The sequence below is a fragment of the Clostridium sp. CS001 genome (assembly GCF_020443565.1).
Classification (GTDB): domain Bacteria; phylum Bacillota; class Clostridia; order Clostridiales; family Clostridiaceae; genus Clostridium_AD.
This window is the reverse complement of sequence record NZ_JAIZZN010000001.1, coordinates 114,263-135,091: the sequence shown is the minus strand read 5'-3', so window position 1 is coordinate 135,091 and position 20,829 is coordinate 114,263. Positions and strand designations below refer to the sequence as shown.

Genomic DNA, 20,829 nt, shown 5'->3' with positions numbered 1-20,829 from the left:
GTGCTCCGTTTATAAGTCAATGCAAGTTTAAAAATAAAGCTATTTATAGTTTACTAAATATTATTAAGAATTTCCAGTTTTAATAACAAATTAGTAAAAGATAAAAAAAGATAGCCAATTGGCTATCTATAGTTAATTTATTTAATATTTAAATATTTTTCAATTAAAAATCTATTTTTCGAGGAAAAAACTAAATTTATCCTTTTGTGCTGTTTCAATAGATAGATTCCGTTTGTGTAGTATATTTCCAAATTCCTCAACTTGGCCATCACAAATGTTGGCATAATCAGTCTTGTCATCTTCAACCCAACCCATAAATATATATGCGTGAGAAGGAGTGCCGGGGCTATCTGGCATGTCGATTGTAAAACATATATCACCTTTTTCCAATTGAGTGAAATCTGTATTCTTTTTAAACCCCATAGAAGTTAATTCAGTTAATAATTCTTTAACTGAAGATGTTTTCTCAGGAATATCATAGGTGTTAGCTCTTAAAATTTCCGATAAGAGATATACAGTAATACCCTTTTGACTCCCGCCATTTAACTCAACTGCTTTTTTTAAGACAGATACTCTATTTTCTTCTATGTTTAAATATTCATAAAGCTTACTTGGGGTTTGACTTAAAACATCAGGTGAAGTTTCAGAAGGAGTATTAACATTACCTTCAGTGGAGGTAGTATCATTAGGAGTTTTTGTAACCACATCATTTTTAGCTGTATCCGTTATGTTTTTTGCAAAAGAGGTATTCATTATTATAGAAAAAGCAACTATAACTATTACAAATATAGCTAGTCCTGTAACAACTAGAGTGTTTTTAAACTCATTTTTGTCTGCTAGATCATGCATTTCTTTTATGTACTTTTCACTTTCCTCAATATCTTTAAATTTAGTTACTCCAACATACTCAGGTGTTGGGTTTTGTTTTTTAGGAATGTTTACATTTGAATATAATTTATTTATAATCTTATTATTTTCAGCATTATCGTCTTTTTCAATGTTATCCGTATTTTCATTATTTTCTAGTTTATGTTTATCCATACTTCCTTGCATATAAATATAGGTAGTATAGTGATATTTAACCTATATTTTAGCGGCACCTCCCTTTGATTTTATATTGATCCTAATAAAATAGTGCTCTAAACTATACATAACATACCTTTTTACAACATAATTATAACATAGTAAGATGTTTTTGAGTACTATTTGTAGAAGTTTTAAGTAATTTAATACTTTATGAAATATATTACAGTTAGTTTATTAAAGATGTAATAAAGTTGAGCAAGCGCACTAGAGTATTATTTAACATAAGACTGTAGTATAATATATTTAACAAATAATAAGTGAGGGATGGAAAATGTCTATAAAAATAGTAACTGATAGTACCTCATACATAAGTGATGAGCTTAAGAAAAAATATGATATTTCAATAGCTTCATTAAGTGTTATTTTTGATAGCGAGGAATTTAAGGAAATACATATTGATAATGAAAGTTTTTATGAGAAATTAGATAAGAGTTTAAGTATTCCTACATCGTCACAACCATCTTTAGATGAAATGTATAATATCTTAGAAATGCATGTAAAAGAGAATAATGAAGTCGTTGGTATTTTTCTATCTTCAGATATGAGTGGAACTTATTCAAATGCATGTCTTGCAAAAAGTATGATTCTTGAAAATTATCCGAAGGCATTGATTGAGATTATAGATTCTAGATCTAATTGTATGCAACTTGGATTTGCGGTATTAACAGCTGCTATTGCAGCCGATCAAGGAAAATCAATTGACGAAGTAGTTAGTGTAGTAAAAGATAATATAAGAAGAAGTAAATTTTTGTTTATACCTGATACATTAGAGTATCTAAAAAAAGGTGGTAGAATAGGTGGTGCAAGCGCACTGTTAGGGACTATATTTCAGATAAAACCAATTCTTACTGTTTCACATGGCAAAACGGAGATGTTTAATAAAGTTAGGACTAAAAAACGTGCAGTCCAAACTATGATTGATAAGTTCGTTGAAGATATAACAAAACATGGATTGGGGGAGGTAATGATACATCACATAAATGACGTAGACGGTGCACTGGCTTTTGCAAGCTCAGTTGAAGAAATCATAGGAAAAAAGGTGGAAATAGGGCCAATTGGACCAGTAATAGGAACTCATGTAGGTCCTGGCGCGTTGGGCATAGCTTATTATACACAGACTGATTTATAGAATAACTTCAAAAGGAAAATCCTCCACTTATATAAGAGGAGGATTTTCCTTTTGAAGGGTGGTTAATAGTTCAAGTAAACTTTCAACATGAAAGTTAAAAACTATATTTGGATTATTGCTTATATTATCGCAAAAAATTATATTTTCAGTAAGTAATTCATTTATTCTAATACAATTGTTTTTATTTAAATGGCAATTAGAGTCAGTGGAAGATAGTATTAGGGAATTTAATATAATCAAATGGCAACAGGCAATTTTCGAGGTTTCTATAAGTTTATTAATTTTAAGCATATGTTGATCTTTAGTGACACCACCGCGAATCTCACTGGAGTATGAATCAAGTGACTTTTGTAATTTAGTTATTTGTTTGGTTATTATTGAAATATTAATATCAGTATTAAAGTTAAACATCTCCTTGGATATTACAAAAATATTGTAAGTTAAGGTCTTACTATGCTGTTGCAACTTATCTAAATATTTAGGTGGGAATATAAGATAATTTACGAAAACAGCTACTGTAATTCCTATAAAGGTTTCTACAACCCTTTTAAAACTATAAATTAGAGCATTGCCTTGGTTAACATTAATCATTATTGCTAAAAATACTACACAGGCAATACTAATAGAGTCTTTTTTATCTGCAAAACTCAAGAAATAAATTATGAATATTATACCTATGCTGGTAAGAAGTATATTGACTGGACTTATAAGTGCAAAAATCAATCCAAAGGTTGCACCTATTATAGTTCCAATCAACCTGTTCTTGCCAGCAGTAAATGAACCATGGACTGTACCCTGCATTGTTATTACAGCGGCTATGCATGCATAAAAGGGAGATGTGTTTTTAAAAAGTTTTAATATGAGCATACATAAAAAAACTGAAATTGCAGTTTTTATATTTCGCATACCTATCTTTTGCATATTAATGCCTCCTAATTATTGTCTGTGATAAACATATTATGATTAATTATAAATACTAGATATAAGTAATATGTTATCAAATATAAATTAATTTGCAACTGAAAGTTATATTTATACATTGACAAGATATAAAATCTAAATTAAAATAAATAGAAATTAAGAAAAAGTACACTTTTAATTTAGCTCTGTGAGGCTAGGAAGGAGTATCGATGATTATGTCATGTGTTTTTTGTTTTGCAAATTTTAAGTCTAGCTCTATTAAATATAATACAGTTGTTAATTTTAAAAATAAAACTGTAGGTGTATTTTCTATTTCGTTAATAAATATGATTAATATATTAAGAAGGATAACTAAGAGATTATTTTAAATGATCTCTTGGTTATCCTTTGTTTTTTTTAAAAAAAGTATTTCTAGTTTTACTAAGGAGGATTTTATATGAGAGGTAAGTTGATTTTAGAAAATGGAATAATATTTGAAGGTAATATATTTGGTTATTTGGAGGAAAGTGTGGGTGAAGTAGTTTTTAACACTGGTATGACGGGATATCAAGAAATTTTAACTGATCCATCCTATTATGGGCAAATAGTGACCATGACATATCCACTGATTGGAAATTACGGGATTAATTTAGAGGATGTAGAGTCGAGGTCTCCTAAGGTAAAGGGATTCATTGTTAGAGAAAAATGTGATAACCCAAATAACTTTAGATGTGAAATGGAACTTGAAGGATATTTTAAGCAAAATAAAATAATAGGGATTGAAGGTATTGATACACGAGCATTAACAAAAATACTTAGAAATAATGGCACGATGAAAGGGATTATTGCTACAAAGGAATTATCAGAAAGTCAAATAAAGCAAAAGTTTAAAAATTTTAATAATAGTGATGCAGTGATGAGGGTTACAACAGAGGAACCCTACACCGTTGAAGGTGAAGGAATACATGTAGCTGTTATGGATTTTGGGATAAAAGAAAATATACTGCGTTCGTTTAAGGAAAGAAATTGTAAGCTAACAATATTTCCTGCTAGTGCAAAATCAGAAGAAATATTAAAAGTTAATCCAGATTTGATATTTTTATCAAATGGACCTGGGGACCCAGAGGATTTGCAAGAGGTAATTAAGACATTAGATGAGCTTGTAGAAAAAAAGCCTATAGTGGGAATTTGCCTTGGGCATCAACTTTTAGCACTAGCCCTTGGAGGAAAAACAGAAAAACTTAAATTTGGTCATAGGGGTTGTAATCACCCAGTTAAAGATATAGAAAAGAATAAGGTATATATAACATCACAAAACCACGGATATTATGTTAGTGCACTGCCAAAGGACATGGAGGTAACTCACATAAGTGTAAATGATGGAACCATAGAAGGTATGAGACATAAAAAGTTACCTATATTTAGCGTGCAATTTCATCCAGAGGCTTGCCCAGGACCCAAGGATATAAATGGGATCTTTGATGAATTCCTTTCACTGGTATTGTAGTGTCGAATATAGCAATTTAACAAAGGATAATATAGAGGAGGGTTCATATGTCATTGGATAAAAGCATTAAAAAAGTACTAGTAGTTGGGTCGGGACCAATAATAATAGGCCAGGCAGCAGAATTCGATTATTCTGGAACACAAGCTTGCCAAGCATTAAAAGAAGAGGGAGTAGAAGTTGTACTTGTAAATAGTAATCCAGCAACAATAATGACAGATAAAGAGGTTGCGGACATTGTTTATATTGAGCCTTTGACTATAGAATTTTTAGAAAAGATTATTAAAAAGGAAAGGCCAGATAGTTTACTTGCGGGTATGGGAGGGCAAACAGGGTTAAATTTAGCTGTTGAACTATCAGATAGTGGTATTTTAGATAAATACAATGTTAGAGTGATAGGAACTTCTATAGAAGCAATAAAAAAAGGTGAGGATAGAGAGATTTTTAGAAGTCTCATGATGAAGATTAATCAACCAGTTGTAGAAAGTGAAATTGTTACGGATATAGAAGGAGGATTAACCTTTGCAAGTGAAAAAGGCTATCCGGTAGTGGTAAGACCAGCCTATACTATGGGTGGAAGTGGAGGTGGGATTGCTGAAACGAAGGAAGAACTAGTTGAAATTTTAGAATCAGGATTACAATTAAGTTCTATCGGACAGGTTCTTTTAGAGAAGAGTATTAAAGGTTGGAAAGAGATAGAGTATGAAGTTATGAGGGATAGCTATGGGAATTGTATTACCATATGTAATATGGAAAATATAGATCCAGTAGGGATACATACTGGAGATAGCATTGTAGTAGCACCCAGCCAAACTCTTTCTGATAAAGAATATCAAATGCTTAGAAGTGCGTCAATTGATATTATAAACAATGTAGGGATAGAGGGTGGTTGTAATGTTCAACTTGCCCTCCATCCTAAAAGTTTTGAATATGCAGTTATAGAAATTAATCCAAGAGTAAGTAGATCATCGGCACTAGCTTCAAAGGCTACAGGATATCCTATTGCAAAAGTAGCGGCGAAAATAGCGCTGGGATATGGATTAGATGAGATAAAAAATGCAGTAACGCAGAAAACTTATGCTTGTTTTGAACCTTCCTTAGATTATGTGGTAGTTAAAATTCCCAAGTGGCCTTTTGATAAATTTCAGGGAGCAAATAGAGTTCTAGGAACAAAGATGATGGCTACAGGTGAAGTAATGGCAATAGGAAGCAACTTTGAAGCAGCTCTATTAAAAGGAATTCGTTCTTTAGAAATTGGAAGATATTCATTGCAGTGCGATTCTTTAGCAGAAAAAAGTATGCAAGAGTTAAAGGAGAGCGTAATGGCTCCTGATGATGAGAGGATATTTTATTTAGCTGAAATGCTCAGACGTGATTATATGGTGGAAAAGGTTTCAGAAATTACAGGTATGGATAAATTCTTTGTAAATAAAATTAAGTGGATAGTAGGTGAAGAGGAAAAGATAAAAAGATCTTCTCTTGGAGACATGAATAAAGATTGGCTACAATTATTAAAGAAAAAAGGATTTTCAGATAAGGGAATTTCAGATCTATTGCAGGTTAACCCAAATGCCATTTGCGAACTAAGGAACATATGGAAAGTCAAACCTGTTTATAAGATGGTGGATACTTGTGGAGGTGAATTTGAAGCTTTATCGCCATATTATTACTCCACTTATGATGAATATGATGAAGTTTTAGTAAGTGATAGAAAGAAGGTTATAGTAATAGGTTCAGGTCCTATAAGGATAGGTCAGGGTATTGAATTTGATTACGCATCTGTCCATAGTGTAATTGCCCTTAGAAAGCTTGGAATTGAAACTATAATAATAAACAATAACCCAGAGACTGTAAGCACAGATTTTAATATTTCGGATAAGCTATATTTTGAACCTTTAACAGAAGAAGAAGTATTAAATATTATTGAAAAAGAAAAACCAGATGGAGTTATACTTCAATTTGGAGGGCAAACTGCTATAAAGCTTGCTAAGTTCCTAAGAGAGAAAAATATATCTATATATGGAACTAAGCCTGAGCAAATAGATGAAGCAGAGGATAGAGAGAAATTTGATACGCTTTTAGAGAAATTAAATATAAATAGACCAAAAGGAAGATCAGTTTGGAATTTAAAAGAAGGGTTAGAAGAGGCTGAAAATATTGGCTATCCAGTGTTAGTTAGACCTTCTTATGTATTAGGTGGACAGGGGATGGAAATAACTTATTCAAAGGTAGAACTTAAATACTATTTAAATAATGCCTTTGAGAAGGATAAGAAAAATCCTGTTTTAATAGATAGATATTTGTTAGGCAGAGAAATAGAAGTTGATGCTATTTGTGATGGTGAGGAAGTATTAATACCTGGTATTATGGAGCATTTAGAAAGAGCAGGAGTTCACTCAGGAGATAGTATTACAATATATCCAAGTCAAAATATATCAAATGCTATAAAAGAAAAAATACTAGAATATACTAAAAAAATAGCATTAGGATTAAAAGTAATGGGTATGATAAATATTCAGTTTATAGAATTTAAAGATGAATTATATATAATAGAGGTTAATCCAAGGGCTAGTCGTACAGTTCCATACATTAGTAAGGTTAGTAAAGTTCCAATCGTAGAACTGGCAACAAGGGTAATGATGGGAGAAAAATTAAAGAATTTAGGTTATGGTAGTGGAGTTTACAAGGAGCCAAAATTGGTATCAGTTAAGGTTCCGGTATTCTCAACTCAAAAGCTTCCAGAAGTTGAGGTGTGTCTGGGACCAGAAATGAGATCCACAGGAGAAGTTCTAGGAATTGGAAGAAACTTTGAGGAGGCTTTATATAAAGGCTTTGTAGCATCAGGAATGAAGATTAAAAAAGAAAAAGGAGTTATATTAACAACAATAAATCCACAGGATAAAGAGGAGTTTTTGAATATAGCCAAGGTGTTTAGTGAACTTAATTATAAATTTATAGCAACTGGCGGTACGGCTAAACTATTAAAAGACATTGGTATTGATGCCTTAGAGGTTAAAAAAATTACAGAGGGCGCTCCGAGCGTTATTGATGTAATAAAAAATAGACAGGTTGATTTAGTAATAAATACGCCAACTAAGGGCAATGATTCGAAAACAGATGGCTTTAGAATTAGAAGAGCTGCTATAGAAAATAACACTTTAGTTATTACTTCATTAGACACTGCCAAGGCAGTTGTGGAGCTTATGAAGAAAAATACTATTAGCGAAAATTTAGAAGTGTTTAATATTGTAGAGTAAGATTTTTTTTAGATTATGCTATAACTAAAAGTATAGATTGCTGGAATAAATTCTGAGCAATCTATATACATCTTAATATAATTTATTGTTTTTCTGTATGTATTATTGAATTCATATAGAAAAACAATTATTTTTTTGAGATAATTTATTAAGCTGTTTTCTTAAGATATTTCTATAAAATAAATAGGGATATAATGTAAAATATAGAGAATCTTAAAAGGCTCTTGAAAATATGCACAAGATAGCTGTATAATAGCAAGACACTGATTTAATATTTATAGTGGAGATACTTACAATAATATCTTTAAAAGGCCTAGGAGGAAAACATGAAAATAATAATTATTGGAGCAGGTAAAGTTGGATATACACTTGCAGAAAATCTTGTGGTAGAAGACAACGATGTTACAATTATAGATAAAAATATCTTTGCTATTGAAAAAATAGAAGATGAACTTGACGTTATGTCTTTAAAAGGTAATGGAGTAAGTGCTAATGTATTGCTAGAAGCTGGTATAGAAAATACAGATTTACTTATTGCAGTTACCGGTAGTGATGAGGTTAATATGGTATGTTGTCTTACTGCTAAGAAGTTGGGGGTTAGGCAAACTGTTGCAAGAGTAAGAGATCCTGAGTATTCCTATGAGCTTTCATTAATTAAGGAACAATTGGGTTTGGATTTTGTAATTAACCCAGAATTTGCGGCAGCGGAAGAAATAGCGAGAACCTTGGGATTTTCATCCGCCATTAATGTTGAACGCTTTGCTAGTGGAAGAGTGAGGATGGTTGAGTTAAAGATAACTGCAGGACTTAATATTATTGGCAAAAGGGTAAGCAATATGGATAAGTATACCGATTACCCAGTAATTATTGGTATAATAATTAGGGGGGATGAGGTTATCGTTCCTAATGGTGAAGAAATAATTAAAGAGGATGATATCATATACGTTATAGGAAAGTCATCCAATATATATAGTTTTTGCAAGACATGTGGAAAGTATCCTGAAAAAATTAAAGATGTAATGATAATGGGGGGAGGAAGAATTGCTTATTATCTTTGCAAGCTTTTAGAAAGCATGAACATTAATGTTAAAATCATAGAAATTAATACAGAAAAATGTTATGAACTTTCAGATGTGCTGCCAGGTGCTCTTATAATAAACAGTGATGGAACAGAAGAACAGGTACTACTTTCTGAAAATGTAAGAAATATGGATGCATTTGTTGCAATTACAGGTATAGATGAACAAAACTTGATGTCATCGCTTATTGCAAAAAAAATGGGAGTGAAAAAAATAGTAACAAAGATAAGTCGTACAAACTACATAAATATTGTACGAGAACTTGGGATAGATTCTATTATAACTCCTAAGTTAATAACTACAAATCAAATACTTAAATATGCAAGAGGAAAGGCACTTGAATCATTACTTAAGATAGCTGAAGGTAGTGTTGAAATACTTGAATTTATAGTAGACGCAAACAGTGGGTTTGTGAATAAACCAATAAAAGGTATTGCAATAGTAGAGGACACCATAATTGCTACAATTGTAAGAAAAAATGAAGTAGTTATTCCTAACGGAAATGATGTAATAAAAAGTGGAGATAGAATAATTGTAATAACAAAGCAAAAAAATATATCACAGTTAAGAGAATTGGAAGCGACAATGACTGGAGGATTACAAAGTGAATTACTCAATGGTATTAAAAAATTTAGGGATACTACTAGTATGTGAAGCATTAGCTATGCTACCAGCAGTAGCAGTAGCATTAATATATGGTGAGGCGAATGTATGGGCATTTATTTATACAATTGTATTACTTTTAATAATTGGTATAGCTTCAAGTCTTATAAAACCCAAAAATAAAGGTATATACGTTAAAGATGGGTTTGCTATTGTAGCCGTTGGTTGGATTTTAATATCCTTTTTTGGAGCACTTCCGTTTTATTTTAGTGGAGCAATTCCATCTCTAGTTGATAGCTTTTTTGAGTCATGCTCGGGGTTTTCAACTACAGGCGCAAGTATTTTACAGCAGATAGAAGGATTACCTCAAGCCATATTATTTTGGAGGAGCTTTACTCATTGGATAGGAGGCATGGGGGTACTTATTTTAGCCATAGCAATACTTCCATCAGTTGGTACTGGAGCTGTTCAAATAATGAAGGCTGAAAGCCCAGGTCCAAATCCAGGTAAGTTGGTGCCTAAAGTCAAGCAAACCGCAAAAATACTTTATGGAATTTACATAATTATAACTGCGCTAGAGATTATTCTTTTGAAGATTGCTGGAATGCCATTGTTTGATTCATTTATTCATACATTTGGAACAGTAGGTACTGGTGGATTTTCAAATATGAATTTGAGCGTTGGTGCATATAACAATGTATATATAGACGTAATCATAACAGTTTTTATGTTTGTATGTGGAGCAAACTTTGCTCTGCATTATCAAGTTCTTAAAGGTAATGTAAAAGGAATGTTTAAAGATGGGGAACTTAAATTATATAGTTTTATTGTTATATTATCAACAATATTAATAGGACTAAATATACATGGAAAGATGTATTCTGGAATTGGACAATCTATTAGACATTCATCCTTTCAAGTTGTATCAGTAATAACAACTACAGGGTATGCTACAGCGGACTTTAATCTTTGGCCAGTATTTAGTAAGACTATATTGTTCTTTCTAATGTTTATTGGTGGCTGTGCAGGTTCAACTACTGGAGGAATAAAAAATATTAGATTTCTTATATTATTTAAGGCTATAAAAAGAGACTTATTAAAGATAATACATCCAAAAGCAATTTATTCTGTAAGAGTAAACGGAAAAACTATTAATGATCAGACCTTGTCTGAAGTGCTTGGATTTTTCTTTATGTACATGATGGTTTTTTGTGGAGCTATCCTTATAATATCAATAGAAGGAAAAGACCTAGTGACAACAATTACGTCAGTTGCAACTACTATTGGTAATGTAGGTCCAGGACTTGGAATCGTGGGTCCAAGAGGTAACTTTTCAAGTTTTACTGATTTAAGTAAGATGGTTTTCTCGTTTTGTATGATTGTTGGTAGACTTGAAATATATCCTATACTGCTACTTATTTTTCCAAGCTTTTGGAGAAAGTAGTAACACACAGAACTTAACAAAAGGTTATTGCTATGTAATATTTTCTAATATATATGGGCACATTAATGTACAAGAAGAGGTGGTTTTATGAAAATTAACAAAGCATTCCTTTTGTTTTTAGGGCTTAGTATTATAGAATATGGTGGTGTAGCAGAGGCAAAGCCTATTGCACAAGCAGTAACTATTGCAAAAAATCAATTTGAAACAACAAATAACAACTTGAAGATCATAAATGCAATAACCACAGTTAAACGTGGAGGTACAGGTATTATAACAATTCAAGGAATACCCAATACTAAGTATAGTATAGAGACTTCTTATAAACTTTTAAATAAAACTATTCCTGTAATTCAATGGCGAAGGACAGACATTACAGGAGTAGCTACATTTAATTGGATTGTTAGCATGGAAACTAGTATTAGTACTCATGATGCAACAATCTCTGGGGGAGGAAGTATACTAAAGACAAGTCACAGAGTTATTAAATAATTCTTTTAAAACAATAGTTTAATGCAAGATTATTTGTAGGAAATTATTGTTTTTATTTTTGAAATATATTATTTTAATCAACATTTTTAAATAAAATGCAACTTTTTATATGATAAAATCGTTTTATATTAATATAAGTGAAATAAATAATCATAAATTATGGTATTATAGAAGAAAGGAATGAAAGCTTAAAAAGTTTTATTAGGGTTCATTCAATAATTAGCAGTAGCATTGAATTCCATTTTTCAAAAAGAATTTGAGGCAATATTGCAAGACAACAGGAGGGATATGATAATATGAAAAAGAATATTTGTGTTATATTGATAGTAAGTACGTTGCTTTTACTAATGGGTTGCAACAAGAGCCTAACATCCAATAATCCTCCCCCAAAAGTTATAGATAATTCTCAGACAGAGGGCAATGAAAGTAAATTAAAGATTGAGAATTATTATCCATTTCAAAAGGATGTAAAATATATGTATGTTGGGACTGGTAATGAATTTGCAACCTATTCTGTCCAAGTAGATTATTTAAAAGAGAATCACCAGCAAATTCGAGTTAATAATGGTGGGACAGAAATGGCAAAAGTCCTCGAAATCAAAGATGGGGAATTAAGACTGGTATTTTCAAAAGGGGAAAGTTATTACAGAGAAGATTTTACTACGAAAACCAATGATAAAGCAGAAGTTTTACTTAAGGAACCACTTACAAAAGGTAATTCATGGACATTGGCAGATGGTGGGGTACGAACTATAACTAATGTTAAAACTTCTATAACTACTCCAGCAGGTAGTTATGAATGTCTAGAAGTTACAACGGTAGGAAAAGATAGCACAATTAAGGATTATTATGCAGCAGATGTTGGATTAGCTAAAACAGTATTCATATCAAATGGTACAGAGGTAAGTTCTTCTTTAAGCAAGATAGAAAAAAATGTGCCTTTTGTTCAAACAGTTAAGTTTTATTATCCAAATGGAGATGATGGTTTTAATTATATTACAAATAAACAGATATCATTTAATACAAACGATATAACTAGAGAAACTTTAGAGAAAAGCTTCAAAGAAGTTACTGGTAATGAGCTTGGAAAGGTACTTAGTCCAAATGCAAAGATAAAAAGCCTTTACTTGAATCAAGATAATATTGTATATATAGACTTTTCAGGAGAATTTACTAAGGAAATGAATGCAGGCAGTGGTTATGAGTCCCAAATACTCCAATGTGTAACCAACACAATTGGAGATTATTACAAGGTACAAAAGGTCTATATAACTGTTGAAGGGGAGCCTTATAGTTCTGGACATATTGCAATGAAAAAAGGTGAAGCTTTTATGGTGGATTATACTAATAATAAATAGTAATATTAAATTCAATAGGATTACCCCTTGGTAATCCTATTTTTATGCTTTTTATGTGAAGTTTTGTTATAATAAAGTTATAAAAGTTACTATAATTATAAAGAAAGGTAAGGAGAATAATTATGATTGATACGCATATACACACAGAGTATTCTGGGGATTCACAGATGAAGATTAAGGACGCATTGGAATGTGCCCGAAAAAGCGGAATGGGAATGACTATAACAGAACATCTTGATTTTAAATTTCCAACAGGAACAGATTTCACTTTTGACATAGATAAATATTTTAATAACTATGAAAAATATAAAGATGGCAAATTTATGCTTGGAGTTGAAATCGGAATGCAACAGATTTGTTTGGAAGAGAATAGAGATGTTGCAAGTAGGTATCCCTTTGATTATATAATTGGATCTTTACATATAGCAGATGGAGAGGATGTGTACAATCCTAAATTTTACGAAGGTAAAAGTAAGAAAGAAGCTTTCGAGAAATACCTTTCTAGTATGGTGAATTGTATCAATAAATACACATTTATTGATAGTTTGGGTCATATTGACTATATATCTAGATATGCTACTTTTAACGATAAAGAAATACATTACAATGAGTTTAGTGAACATATAAATGAAGTTCTAAAGGGAATAGTAAATAGTGGGAAAGTAATAGAGATAAATACTAGAAGATTTAATAATAAAGAAGCATATAATAATTTAATGAATATTTATAAAGCATACAAACAAATAGGTGGTGAGTATGTAACTATAGGTTCAGATGCCCATAATGCAGGGGATATAGGCAAGAATTTTGAGTTAGCTAATGCAATGTGCAAGGAATGTAACTTAAAGGCCGTTTATTTTAGAAATAGAAAGATGGAATTTGCATAGTCCAGTTAATAGATTTCGTATATTATAGTATTAAATTAATAATATAACTTTTACTAAACAGAAGTAAGGAGAAGATAAATGCAAAATAGTCAGTTAATCAATCAAGTTATCGTATTATTCATAATTATGGTTGTCGGATTTTATGCTAAAAAAAGAAGATTTCTTAATGTTGAAACTGACAAAGGGCTGTCGGAATTATTGATAAATATAACTCTACCCTTTATGATAGTAACATCTTTTAATATTAAGTATGAAGCGGAAATGATTGCAAATGCACAGCAGATTTTAATATATTCATTTTTAATACACATAAGCTTAATATTTATTAGTAAATTATTTTTCTTTAAGCTTCCCAAAAGCAAGCAACAAGTTTTTAGGTTTATAACAATTTTCTGCAATGTTGGGTTTATGGGTTACCCAGTGCTTGAAAGTATTTACGGTGGAATAGGTGTTTTTTATGCAGCGATATTCAATATCCCATTTAATATTTTAGTGTGGACAGTAGGGGTAATGCTATATACAGGGGAAAAGGATTTTAAATCCATAAGGAAGGCAATAACAAATCCAGCGCTTATTGCGGTAGTTATTGGTATGATTTTATTCATCTTTTCAATAAGATTACCTTTGCCTATTGAAACTTCGCTAAAACTAGTAGGATCTACCACCACACCAATATCTATGATAATTATTGGTTCAATGTTAGCTGGATTAAAATTCAAGGACATTTTCTCTGATTTTTCTATATACTATGCCACGGTAGTTAGGCTTTTAGTAGTTCCAATGATAGTTTATGTAGTGTTAAAACTGTTAAATGCAGATGAAATGCTACTAAATATATGTGTTGTATTACAAGCAATGCCAGCAGCGGTAACAACTGCAATAATCGCTGAAAAATATGGTGGGGATGGACTACTTGCTTCACAATGTGTATTTATAACTACAATAGTCTCTGTAATAACTATACCTATAGTGATACTATTTTTATAGAATAAGGTAAAACAATATTTGCATAAGCAAATACACAGGATGCAATGGAGAAATATTAGCAACTTATATGAAGTGAAATAGTGTTAATAAACCAATATAAAAATAGTACACTTAGTTAAAGCTCAGTGTACTATTTTTTTCGGAAAATAAAAATTTGCAAAGGAATTACACATCAAAAAGGGTTTTCTCCATATTTTCATATTTAGTAATATAATAATCTTTTTTTGACGAAATCTTTTTAAGTGCATAAACCAATATATCAATTTCGGAGCAACTATTATATAATCCAAAACTTACCCTAACCATTCCAGGGTGGTATAAATCAGGATATTCTATGCGATTGCTTATAAATTCACTAGAAATACCTAATAGTTTAACCAGGTAGGGATGAGCGCAAAAGCATCCACTTCTCACTGAAATACCCCATTCATAGGAAAGAATCTTTGCAACTATAGAATGATGGATTCCATTAATATTAAATGGGATTATACTAACTCTGTCAACATCTTTAGAGGTATCGCAATAAATTTTTAGGTTCGGGATATCTTTCATTTTTGATATTGCATAGGTAGTTAGCTTTTTTTCTATATGCTCAACATTATCCATGCCAATCTTGCTTAAGGTTTTAATAGCAGATGCTAGTGCTATAGTGCCTATAACGTTTGGTGAACCAGCTTCATGTCTCTCTGGAGAGGAGTTCCACTTTATATAATTATGAGTAACAATATCAACAGTACCTCCGCCTACCAAATTAGGCTCACATTTATCTAAAATACTTTTAGGGCCAATTAATACGCCAGTGCCAAAGGGAGCATACATTTTATGAGCGGAAAAGATTAAAAAGTCAATATTACATTCTGGATTTTTATTATTCATAGAAAAGGTTGCGTGGGGCACTAATTGCGCACCGTCTACAAGTAGTTTGCAGCCGAATTTATGAACTAATCTAGCTATATCATAAATAGGATTTTTATAACCTGTTATATTTGAAGCGCCTGTAATAGTAACTAGTTCTACATTATTCTTATATTTATTTAGCTTGCTTTCTAAATCCGTAATGGAAAACTTACCATCTGCATCTGTTGATATATAATCTATTATAAATTTATCTCTCCAAGGTAAGTCATTGGAGTGATGCTCCATATCTGTTGATAAAATAACACTTTTTTTATTTGGATCACATAATAAATTTGCAAGTGTATTAAAGGCTTCTGTAGAGTTTTTGACATAAATTATTGTGCTACTTTCATCAGCATTAATAAACTTCTTAACGATATTCCTAGAATCCTCATATAACTTAGTAGTTAGTTGAGATTTATAGCCTTCACCACGATGAATAGAGGAATACCAAGGGGCAAAGTAGAAAATATCTTTCATAACGGACTTAAAGGGTGGTGTGGTTGCTGCATTATCAAAGTTAATTGCAGTTACTTTTTTCCCGGATATCAGTGGTACTTTATTATTTATGCCAAGTATCAAGTCTCTGTAGCTTGGACTATTGCCCTTAAAGGACATAATACTCCTCCTATTAAAATTATTCACAGTATATACTATTAGTTTTAGCAGGGAAAGGTGACAAAAGGACTTATAAAATAAGAGCTAGATAACAGTAATTTTAGATTTAATAATTATTAATGATATAGTTTAAACATGGGTCTTCATTATTTACATAATCTTGTATTGTTAGAGTTAAATTTACATCAGGCATAAAGGATAGTATGGAATCATCTTCAATTATTTTATAATACTCAGTAGAATAGCAAATTGTAAGTCCAGAGTTTGTAAGTTTAAAGCGTTGTACTTCACCATAGCAGTTTGGTTTTCCACCAGTAGGTTCTCCTAAAAATATTGCAGAAGTAGTGTTTTTTAAGGATAAAGCATTTAATAGTGCAGAAGAAAAGGTTTCTCGTCCAATTATCACAAAAAGACTACCCTTTTTATTAATTTTACTGCAATGCTTAATATTTTCAATAAAGGGATCTAGAAGTGAAGAATTACCGCCAAAGTTATTTCGTAAATCAATTACTAGTTTTTCTACGTTATGATCTTTAATGAACTGAATTAATTCTACGCAAAAGGTAGCCACATCTTTAGATAGCATGTTTCTACAAGCATTATACTTAAAGAATACTGTTTTAAGGCTAGATATGTATTCGAACCAATAGTTTTGGTCACTGTATCTTCTATAAAGAGGTAAATTATTATTATGATTCAAAGCATTATTAATTAAACTGAGTTTTTCCCTTGATTCCATTAAGGGAAAAGATTTAATTTCTAAAGTTCTTAATTTCTTACTCTTATCCTCAAATGTTACTTCTAAACTATCAACAGCATTCACGAGCTCCAAGTCATATAGCAATTCAATTGCAGGTAAAAACTTAGGTAGTTGAGAGTTAAGATAAGTTTCATTTTCGTAGGAAATAATAGAGCTTAAGATATTAATAACTTCCTCTATGGGAATTTGATTTATTTTTGTTATTTTGCAATAGAGGATATGGTTATATTCTAAAGGAGCAGCTACAACATATATCCCATCAGAAAAGCAATAAAATTCTAAAGGGAGTAGAAGATTGACTTGTAGTGGTACAAATGTATGAGCATCTCCAATTGATGCAATAATTTTAGCAATTTGAAGTTTTATTTCATAATCGGTTAGCGCATCAATATCCGCTTTGATAGCAGCGATTTCTTTTAGAAATTCATTTTTGTTTTTCTGAAAAAATAAATTTTTGTGTTTTTTAGGAAGCTCTGAGGATAGGTAGTTTATGTCCTCTAACCATCGAAGGATTCTGCTTGAATTCATATTATAATCTCCTTTGTTTAAGTTTATAGTCTCAATTATCTCATAAAAGTGAGTGAAGTGGAAAAAATAATTAATAAATTGATTATTTATTGTTGACAAGTTTACTAGGAGTTGATATTATTATTTTAGAAAGTATAGTAAAACACTCTACTTTGAAGGAGTGATTATATGAAGTTGTCTACTAAGGGAAGATACGGAGTTAAGGCAATGGTAGATTTAGCAATAAATTATGGAGATGAACCTGTATCTATAAAAAGTATTTCCGAAAGACAAAGTATTTCTGAATATTATTTAGAACAATTATTTTCCACTCTTAGAAGGGCTGAACTTATAAAAAGTATAAGAGGGGCGCAAGGTGGGTATATACTTAATAGAGCACCACAAGAAATAAGTGTACATGAGGTTATTGAAGTGCTTGAAGGGCCAATTGAGGTATCAAATTGCTTGGAAGATGAAGCGTGCAATAATATTGATTGTTGTGCTACGAGATTGTTATGGAAAAAGATAAAAGATAGTATAGATAGTGTGACTTCTTCGATAACTTTAAAAGATATCGTAGATGATTACAATAAAATGACATTAATTAAAGGAGTGGAAGATAATGAATAGATCAATTTATATGGACCATGCTGCAACTACATACGTTAAACCAGAAGTTTTAGAAGAAATGATGCCTTATTTTACGACGCAATTTGGTAATCCTTCTTCAATTTACACTCTATCAAGAGGAACTAATAAGGCCATAGATATCGCTAGAGACAGAGTTGCTAAGGCCTTAAATGCAAGTTCAAATGAAATTTATTTTACTGGCGGAGGTTCAGAAGCAGATAACTGGGCAATAAAAGGAATAGCTTCTGCTCATAAGCAAAAGGGTAATCATATAATAACAACAACTATTGAGCATCATGCAGTACTTCATACTTGTGAATATTTAGCTAAGAATGGCTTTGAAATAACATACTTACCTGTAGATGAATTTGGCCTTATCAGCATCAAAGATTTGGAAAATGCAATTACAGACAAAACTATTTTAGTGTCAATAATGTTTGCTAATAATGAGATTGGAACAATAGAACCAATAAAAGAGATTGGAGCATTATGTAGAAGTAAAAAAATATTTTTCCATACAGATGCGGTTCAAGCGGTGGGGCATATTCCAGTAGATGTGAAAGAATTAAATATAGATTTATTATCTCTAGCTGCCCACAAGTTCTATGGACCTAAGGGAGTAGGAGCTTTATATGTAAGAAAAGGAATTAAAATAGATAATTTAATACACGGTGGCGGACAAGAAAGAAATAGAAGAGCTGGTACTGAAAATATAGCTGGCATTGTTGGGCTTGGTAAAGCAATTGAACTTGCTGTAGAGAATATGGAAGAGAACAATAAAAAATTAGTTTTTTTAAGAGATAAACTCATAAATGGATTATTAGAAATACCTCATACAAGATTAAATGGACCATCTGGTGATGGTAGACTTCCAGGTAACTCTAATATTATCTTTAAGTTCATAGAAGGTGAATCTATATTATTAATGCTCGATGCTGTAGGTATTGCAGGTTCTAGCGGAAGTGCCTGTACGTCTGGTTCATTAGATCCATCTCATGTTCTTTTGGCAATAGGACTTCCACATGAAATAGCTCATGGTTCACTAAGATTATCATTAGGTGATGCTACAACTGAAGAAGAAGTAGATTATGTATTACAAGAAGTACCAAAGATTATTGGAAGATTAAGAGATTTGTCACCATTATGGGATGACTACCTAAAGGGGGAAAAATAATATGTATAGTGATAAAGTTATGGACCATTTTACAAACCCAAGGAATGTTGGAGAAATTTTAGATGCCAGCGGAGTTGGTGAAGTTGGAAATGCTAAGTGTGGAGATATAATGAAAGTTTATTTGAAAATAGAAAATAATATGGTTATAGATGCTAAGTTTAAAACTTTTGGTTGCGGATCTGCTATAGCATCTTCAAGTATGGCAACTGAGCTTATTAAAGGTAAATCTGTAGATGAAGCATGGACATTAACAAATCAAGCAGTAGCTGAAGCGCTAGATGGACTTCCACCAATTAAAATGCATTGCTCAGTACTTGCTGAAGAAGCTATTCATAAAGCAATTAATGATTATAGAATTAAAGCTGGACTTGAGGTATGGGATTACGTAGAACACGACGATATACATGGTGAAGTACACGGAGAATAGGTGATATAAATGAAGAAAAAAGTAGTTATTGGAATGAGTGGTGGAGTGGATAGTTCTGTAGCTGCATATCTTTTGAAAGAGCAAGGATATGAAGTTATAGGAATAATGATGAAACTTTCTCCAGATAATCCTGATTATGAAGAAAATGAAGGCGGATGTTGTTCTATTTCTGCGGCATCTGACGCAAGACGAGTTGCAGATGTACTGGATATACCATTTTATGTGATGAATTTTAAAGATGCTTTCAAGAAAAATGTTATTGATAACTTTATTGATGAATATATGGAAGGCAGAACTCCTAATCCATGTATTGTTTGTAATAAGATTATCAAATTTGAGGAATTCTTAAGAAAAGCAAAGGCACTTGGAGCTGATTATATAGCCACAGGCCACTATGCAAAAATTGAAAAACAAGAAGATAGATATGTGCTTAAAAAAGCAGATGATGATAAGAAAGACCAAACTTATGCTCTATATAGTTTAACGCAGGAACAATTAAGTCACACATTAATGCCTTGTGGAGATTATTCCAAACCTGAAATACGAAATATTGCAGAAAAAATAGGATTGGAAGTTTATAGAAAGAAAGATAGTCAGGAAATTTGTTTTATACCTGATAATGACCATGGAGCTTATATTAAGAAGTATAGTGGTAGAGAAATAAAACCTGGTAACTTTGTTGACAAGAAAGGCACAGTTTTAGGTTCGCATAAAGGAATTGTATATTATACTATAGGTCAGCGAAAAGGATTAGGAATAGCTGTAGGTAAACCTATTTTTGTTACGGATATCAATCCCTTAACCAATCAAGTAGTTTTAGGAGATGAAGAGGATATTTTTAAAACAGAACTTGTAGCTAAGGAATTAAACTTTATTTTGTTCAATGAGCTAACTTCAAATTTAAGAGTTTCAGCTAAGATAAGATATTCTGCAAAGCCTCAAGCTGCTACTTTAGTTCCTTTAGAGAATAATAGGGTGAAAGTTGTATTTGATGAAAAACAAAGAGCTATAACCAAGGGTCAATCCGTAGTTTTCTATTTAGAAAACTTAGTAGTTGGCGGAGGAATAATTGAGGAAGTTTTATAAAGATGAG

Annotated in this window: 17 protein-coding genes; 13 read left to right on the top strand and 4 right to left on the bottom strand. The window is 31.5% G+C overall.

Annotation, left to right across the window (positions count from 1 at the left end):
- Window positions 1–171: 171 nt before the first annotated feature.
- Complete coding sequence (locus LGK97_RS00620) at window positions 172–1,041, bottom strand: hypothetical protein (RefSeq protein ID WP_226257798.1); 870 nt, start codon at window positions 1,039–1,041, stop codon at window positions 172–174.
- A gap of 316 nt (window positions 1,042–1,357) precedes the next feature.
- Between LGK97_RS00620 and LGK97_RS00615 the strand changes: the two genes are divergently transcribed.
- Window positions 1,358–2,215 carry a DegV family protein gene (locus tag LGK97_RS00615; protein ID WP_226257797.1) on the top strand — a complete coding sequence of 286 codons (858 nt, stop codon included), beginning with the start codon at window positions 1,358–1,360 and terminating at the stop codon, window positions 2,213–2,215.
- A 27-nt stretch (window positions 2,216–2,242) separates the two neighbouring features.
- Here LGK97_RS00615 and LGK97_RS00610 read toward each other — a convergent pair whose 3' ends face one another.
- Window positions 2,243–3,136, bottom strand: a complete 894-nt coding sequence (locus LGK97_RS00610; protein ID WP_226257796.1) for an FUSC family protein — start codon at window positions 3,134–3,136, stop codon at window positions 2,243–2,245.
- A gap of 436 nt (window positions 3,137–3,572) precedes the next feature.
- Between LGK97_RS00610 and LGK97_RS00605 the strand changes: the two genes are divergently transcribed.
- From LGK97_RS00605 to LGK97_RS00570, 8 genes are all read left to right on the top strand, one after another.
- Window positions 3,573–4,622 (top strand): carbamoyl phosphate synthase small subunit, encoded by a 1,050-nt coding sequence (locus LGK97_RS00605; protein WP_226257795.1) that lies wholly within the window; start codon window positions 3,573–3,575, stop codon window positions 4,620–4,622.
- A gap of 47 nt (window positions 4,623–4,669) precedes the next feature.
- Window positions 4,670–7,876, top strand: coding sequence for a carbamoyl-phosphate synthase large subunit (gene carB / locus LGK97_RS00600; protein WP_226257794.1), 3,207 nt, complete (start codon window positions 4,670–4,672; stop codon window positions 7,874–7,876).
- A gap of 326 nt (window positions 7,877–8,202) precedes the next feature.
- Window positions 8,203–9,609, top strand: a complete 1,407-nt coding sequence (trkA, locus tag LGK97_RS00595; protein ID WP_226257793.1) for a Trk system potassium transporter TrkA — start codon at window positions 8,203–8,205, stop codon at window positions 9,607–9,609.
- Complete coding sequence (locus LGK97_RS00590) at window positions 9,560–11,002, top strand: TrkH family potassium uptake protein (RefSeq protein ID WP_226257792.1); 1,443 nt, start codon at window positions 9,560–9,562, stop codon at window positions 11,000–11,002. Before trkA ends, LGK97_RS00590 begins: the two co-directional genes overlap by 50 nt.
- Window positions 11,003–11,089: 87 nt before the next feature.
- On the top strand, window positions 11,090–11,491 hold the full coding sequence (locus LGK97_RS00585; RefSeq protein WP_226257791.1) for a hypothetical protein: 402 nt from the start codon (window positions 11,090–11,092) through the stop codon (window positions 11,489–11,491).
- A 296-nt stretch (window positions 11,492–11,787) separates the two neighbouring features.
- Complete coding sequence (locus tag LGK97_RS00580) at window positions 11,788–12,849, top strand: GerMN domain-containing protein (RefSeq protein WP_226257790.1); 1,062 nt, start codon at window positions 11,788–11,790, stop codon at window positions 12,847–12,849.
- Window positions 12,850–12,971: 122 nt separating this feature from the next.
- Window positions 12,972–13,736, top strand: coding sequence for a histidinol phosphate phosphatase (locus tag LGK97_RS00575; RefSeq protein ID WP_226257789.1), 765 nt, complete (start codon window positions 12,972–12,974; stop codon window positions 13,734–13,736).
- 78 nt (window positions 13,737–13,814) lie between these two features.
- Complete coding sequence (locus LGK97_RS00570) at window positions 13,815–14,723, top strand: AEC family transporter (protein WP_226257788.1); 909 nt, start codon at window positions 13,815–13,817, stop codon at window positions 14,721–14,723.
- Window positions 14,724–14,888: 165 nt separating this feature from the next.
- On the opposite strand, the gene LGK97_RS00565 is transcribed toward LGK97_RS00570, so the two are convergent.
- Window positions 14,889–16,238, bottom strand: coding sequence for an aminotransferase class V-fold PLP-dependent enzyme (locus LGK97_RS00565; RefSeq protein ID WP_226257787.1), 1,350 nt, complete (start codon window positions 16,236–16,238; stop codon window positions 14,889–14,891).
- Between the two features lie 106 nt (window positions 16,239–16,344).
- On the bottom strand, window positions 16,345–17,526 hold the full coding sequence (locus LGK97_RS00560; RefSeq protein WP_226257786.1) for a S41 family peptidase: 1,182 nt from the start codon (window positions 17,524–17,526) through the stop codon (window positions 16,345–16,347).
- Between the two features lie 168 nt (window positions 17,527–17,694).
- Here LGK97_RS00560 and LGK97_RS00555 point away from each other — a divergent pair, with 168 nt between their 5' ends.
- From LGK97_RS00555 to mnmA, 4 genes are read left to right on the top strand one after another with little or no spacing between them, the layout of a single operon-like run.
- Window positions 17,695–18,135, top strand: a complete 441-nt coding sequence (locus LGK97_RS00555) for an RrF2 family transcriptional regulator (protein WP_226257785.1) — start codon at window positions 17,695–17,697, stop codon at window positions 18,133–18,135.
- A complete protein-coding gene (nifS, locus tag LGK97_RS00550) occupies window positions 18,128–19,309 on the top strand; it encodes a cysteine desulfurase NifS (RefSeq protein ID WP_226257784.1) in 1,182 nt (393 codons plus the stop codon). The genes LGK97_RS00555 and nifS overlap by 8 nt, the downstream gene beginning before the upstream one ends.
- 1 nt (window position 19,310) lies before the next feature.
- Window positions 19,311–19,736 (top strand): Fe-S cluster assembly scaffold protein NifU, encoded by a 426-nt coding sequence (gene nifU, locus LGK97_RS00545; protein WP_226257783.1) that lies wholly within the window; start codon window positions 19,311–19,313, stop codon window positions 19,734–19,736.
- 9 nt (window positions 19,737–19,745) lie between these two features.
- Entirely contained in the window at window positions 19,746–20,822 is a 1,077-nt protein-coding gene (mnmA, locus tag LGK97_RS00540; protein ID WP_226257782.1) for a tRNA 2-thiouridine(34) synthase MnmA, read from the top strand.
- Window positions 20,823–20,829: the final 7 nt, after the last annotated feature.

Coding starts and splice junctions, on each gene's coding strand:
- LGK97_RS00620 (WP_226257798.1), bottom strand. CDS start 1,041: ATGGATAAACATAAACTAGAAAATAATGAAAATACGGATAACATTGAA.
- LGK97_RS00615 (WP_226257797.1), top strand. CDS start 1,358: ATGTCTATAAAAATAGTAACTGATAGTACCTCATACATAAGTGATGAG.
- LGK97_RS00610 (WP_226257796.1), bottom strand. CDS start 3,136: ATGCAAAAGATAGGTATGCGAAATATAAAAACTGCAATTTCAGTTTTT.
- LGK97_RS00605 (WP_226257795.1), top strand. CDS start 3,573: ATGAGAGGTAAGTTGATTTTAGAAAATGGAATAATATTTGAAGGTAAT.
- carB (WP_226257794.1), top strand. CDS start 4,670: ATGTCATTGGATAAAAGCATTAAAAAAGTACTAGTAGTTGGGTCGGGA.
- trkA (WP_226257793.1), top strand. CDS start 8,203: ATGAAAATAATAATTATTGGAGCAGGTAAAGTTGGATATACACTTGCA.
- LGK97_RS00585 (WP_226257791.1), top strand. CDS start 11,090: ATGAAAATTAACAAAGCATTCCTTTTGTTTTTAGGGCTTAGTATTATA.
- LGK97_RS00580 (WP_226257790.1), top strand. CDS start 11,788: ATGAAAAAGAATATTTGTGTTATATTGATAGTAAGTACGTTGCTTTTA.
- LGK97_RS00575 (WP_226257789.1), top strand. CDS start 12,972: ATGATTGATACGCATATACACACAGAGTATTCTGGGGATTCACAGATG.
- LGK97_RS00570 (WP_226257788.1), top strand. CDS start 13,815: ATGCAAAATAGTCAGTTAATCAATCAAGTTATCGTATTATTCATAATT.
- LGK97_RS00565 (WP_226257787.1), bottom strand. CDS start 16,238: ATGTCCTTTAAGGGCAATAGTCCAAGCTACAGAGACTTGATACTTGGC.
- LGK97_RS00560 (WP_226257786.1), bottom strand. CDS start 17,526: ATGAATTCAAGCAGAATCCTTCGATGGTTAGAGGACATAAACTACCTA.
- LGK97_RS00555 (WP_226257785.1), top strand. CDS start 17,695: ATGAAGTTGTCTACTAAGGGAAGATACGGAGTTAAGGCAATGGTAGAT.
- nifS (WP_226257784.1), top strand. CDS start 18,128: ATGAATAGATCAATTTATATGGACCATGCTGCAACTACATACGTTAAA.
- nifU (WP_226257783.1), top strand. CDS start 19,311: ATGTATAGTGATAAAGTTATGGACCATTTTACAAACCCAAGGAATGTT.
- mnmA (WP_226257782.1), top strand. CDS start 19,746: ATGAAGAAAAAAGTAGTTATTGGAATGAGTGGTGGAGTGGATAGTTCT.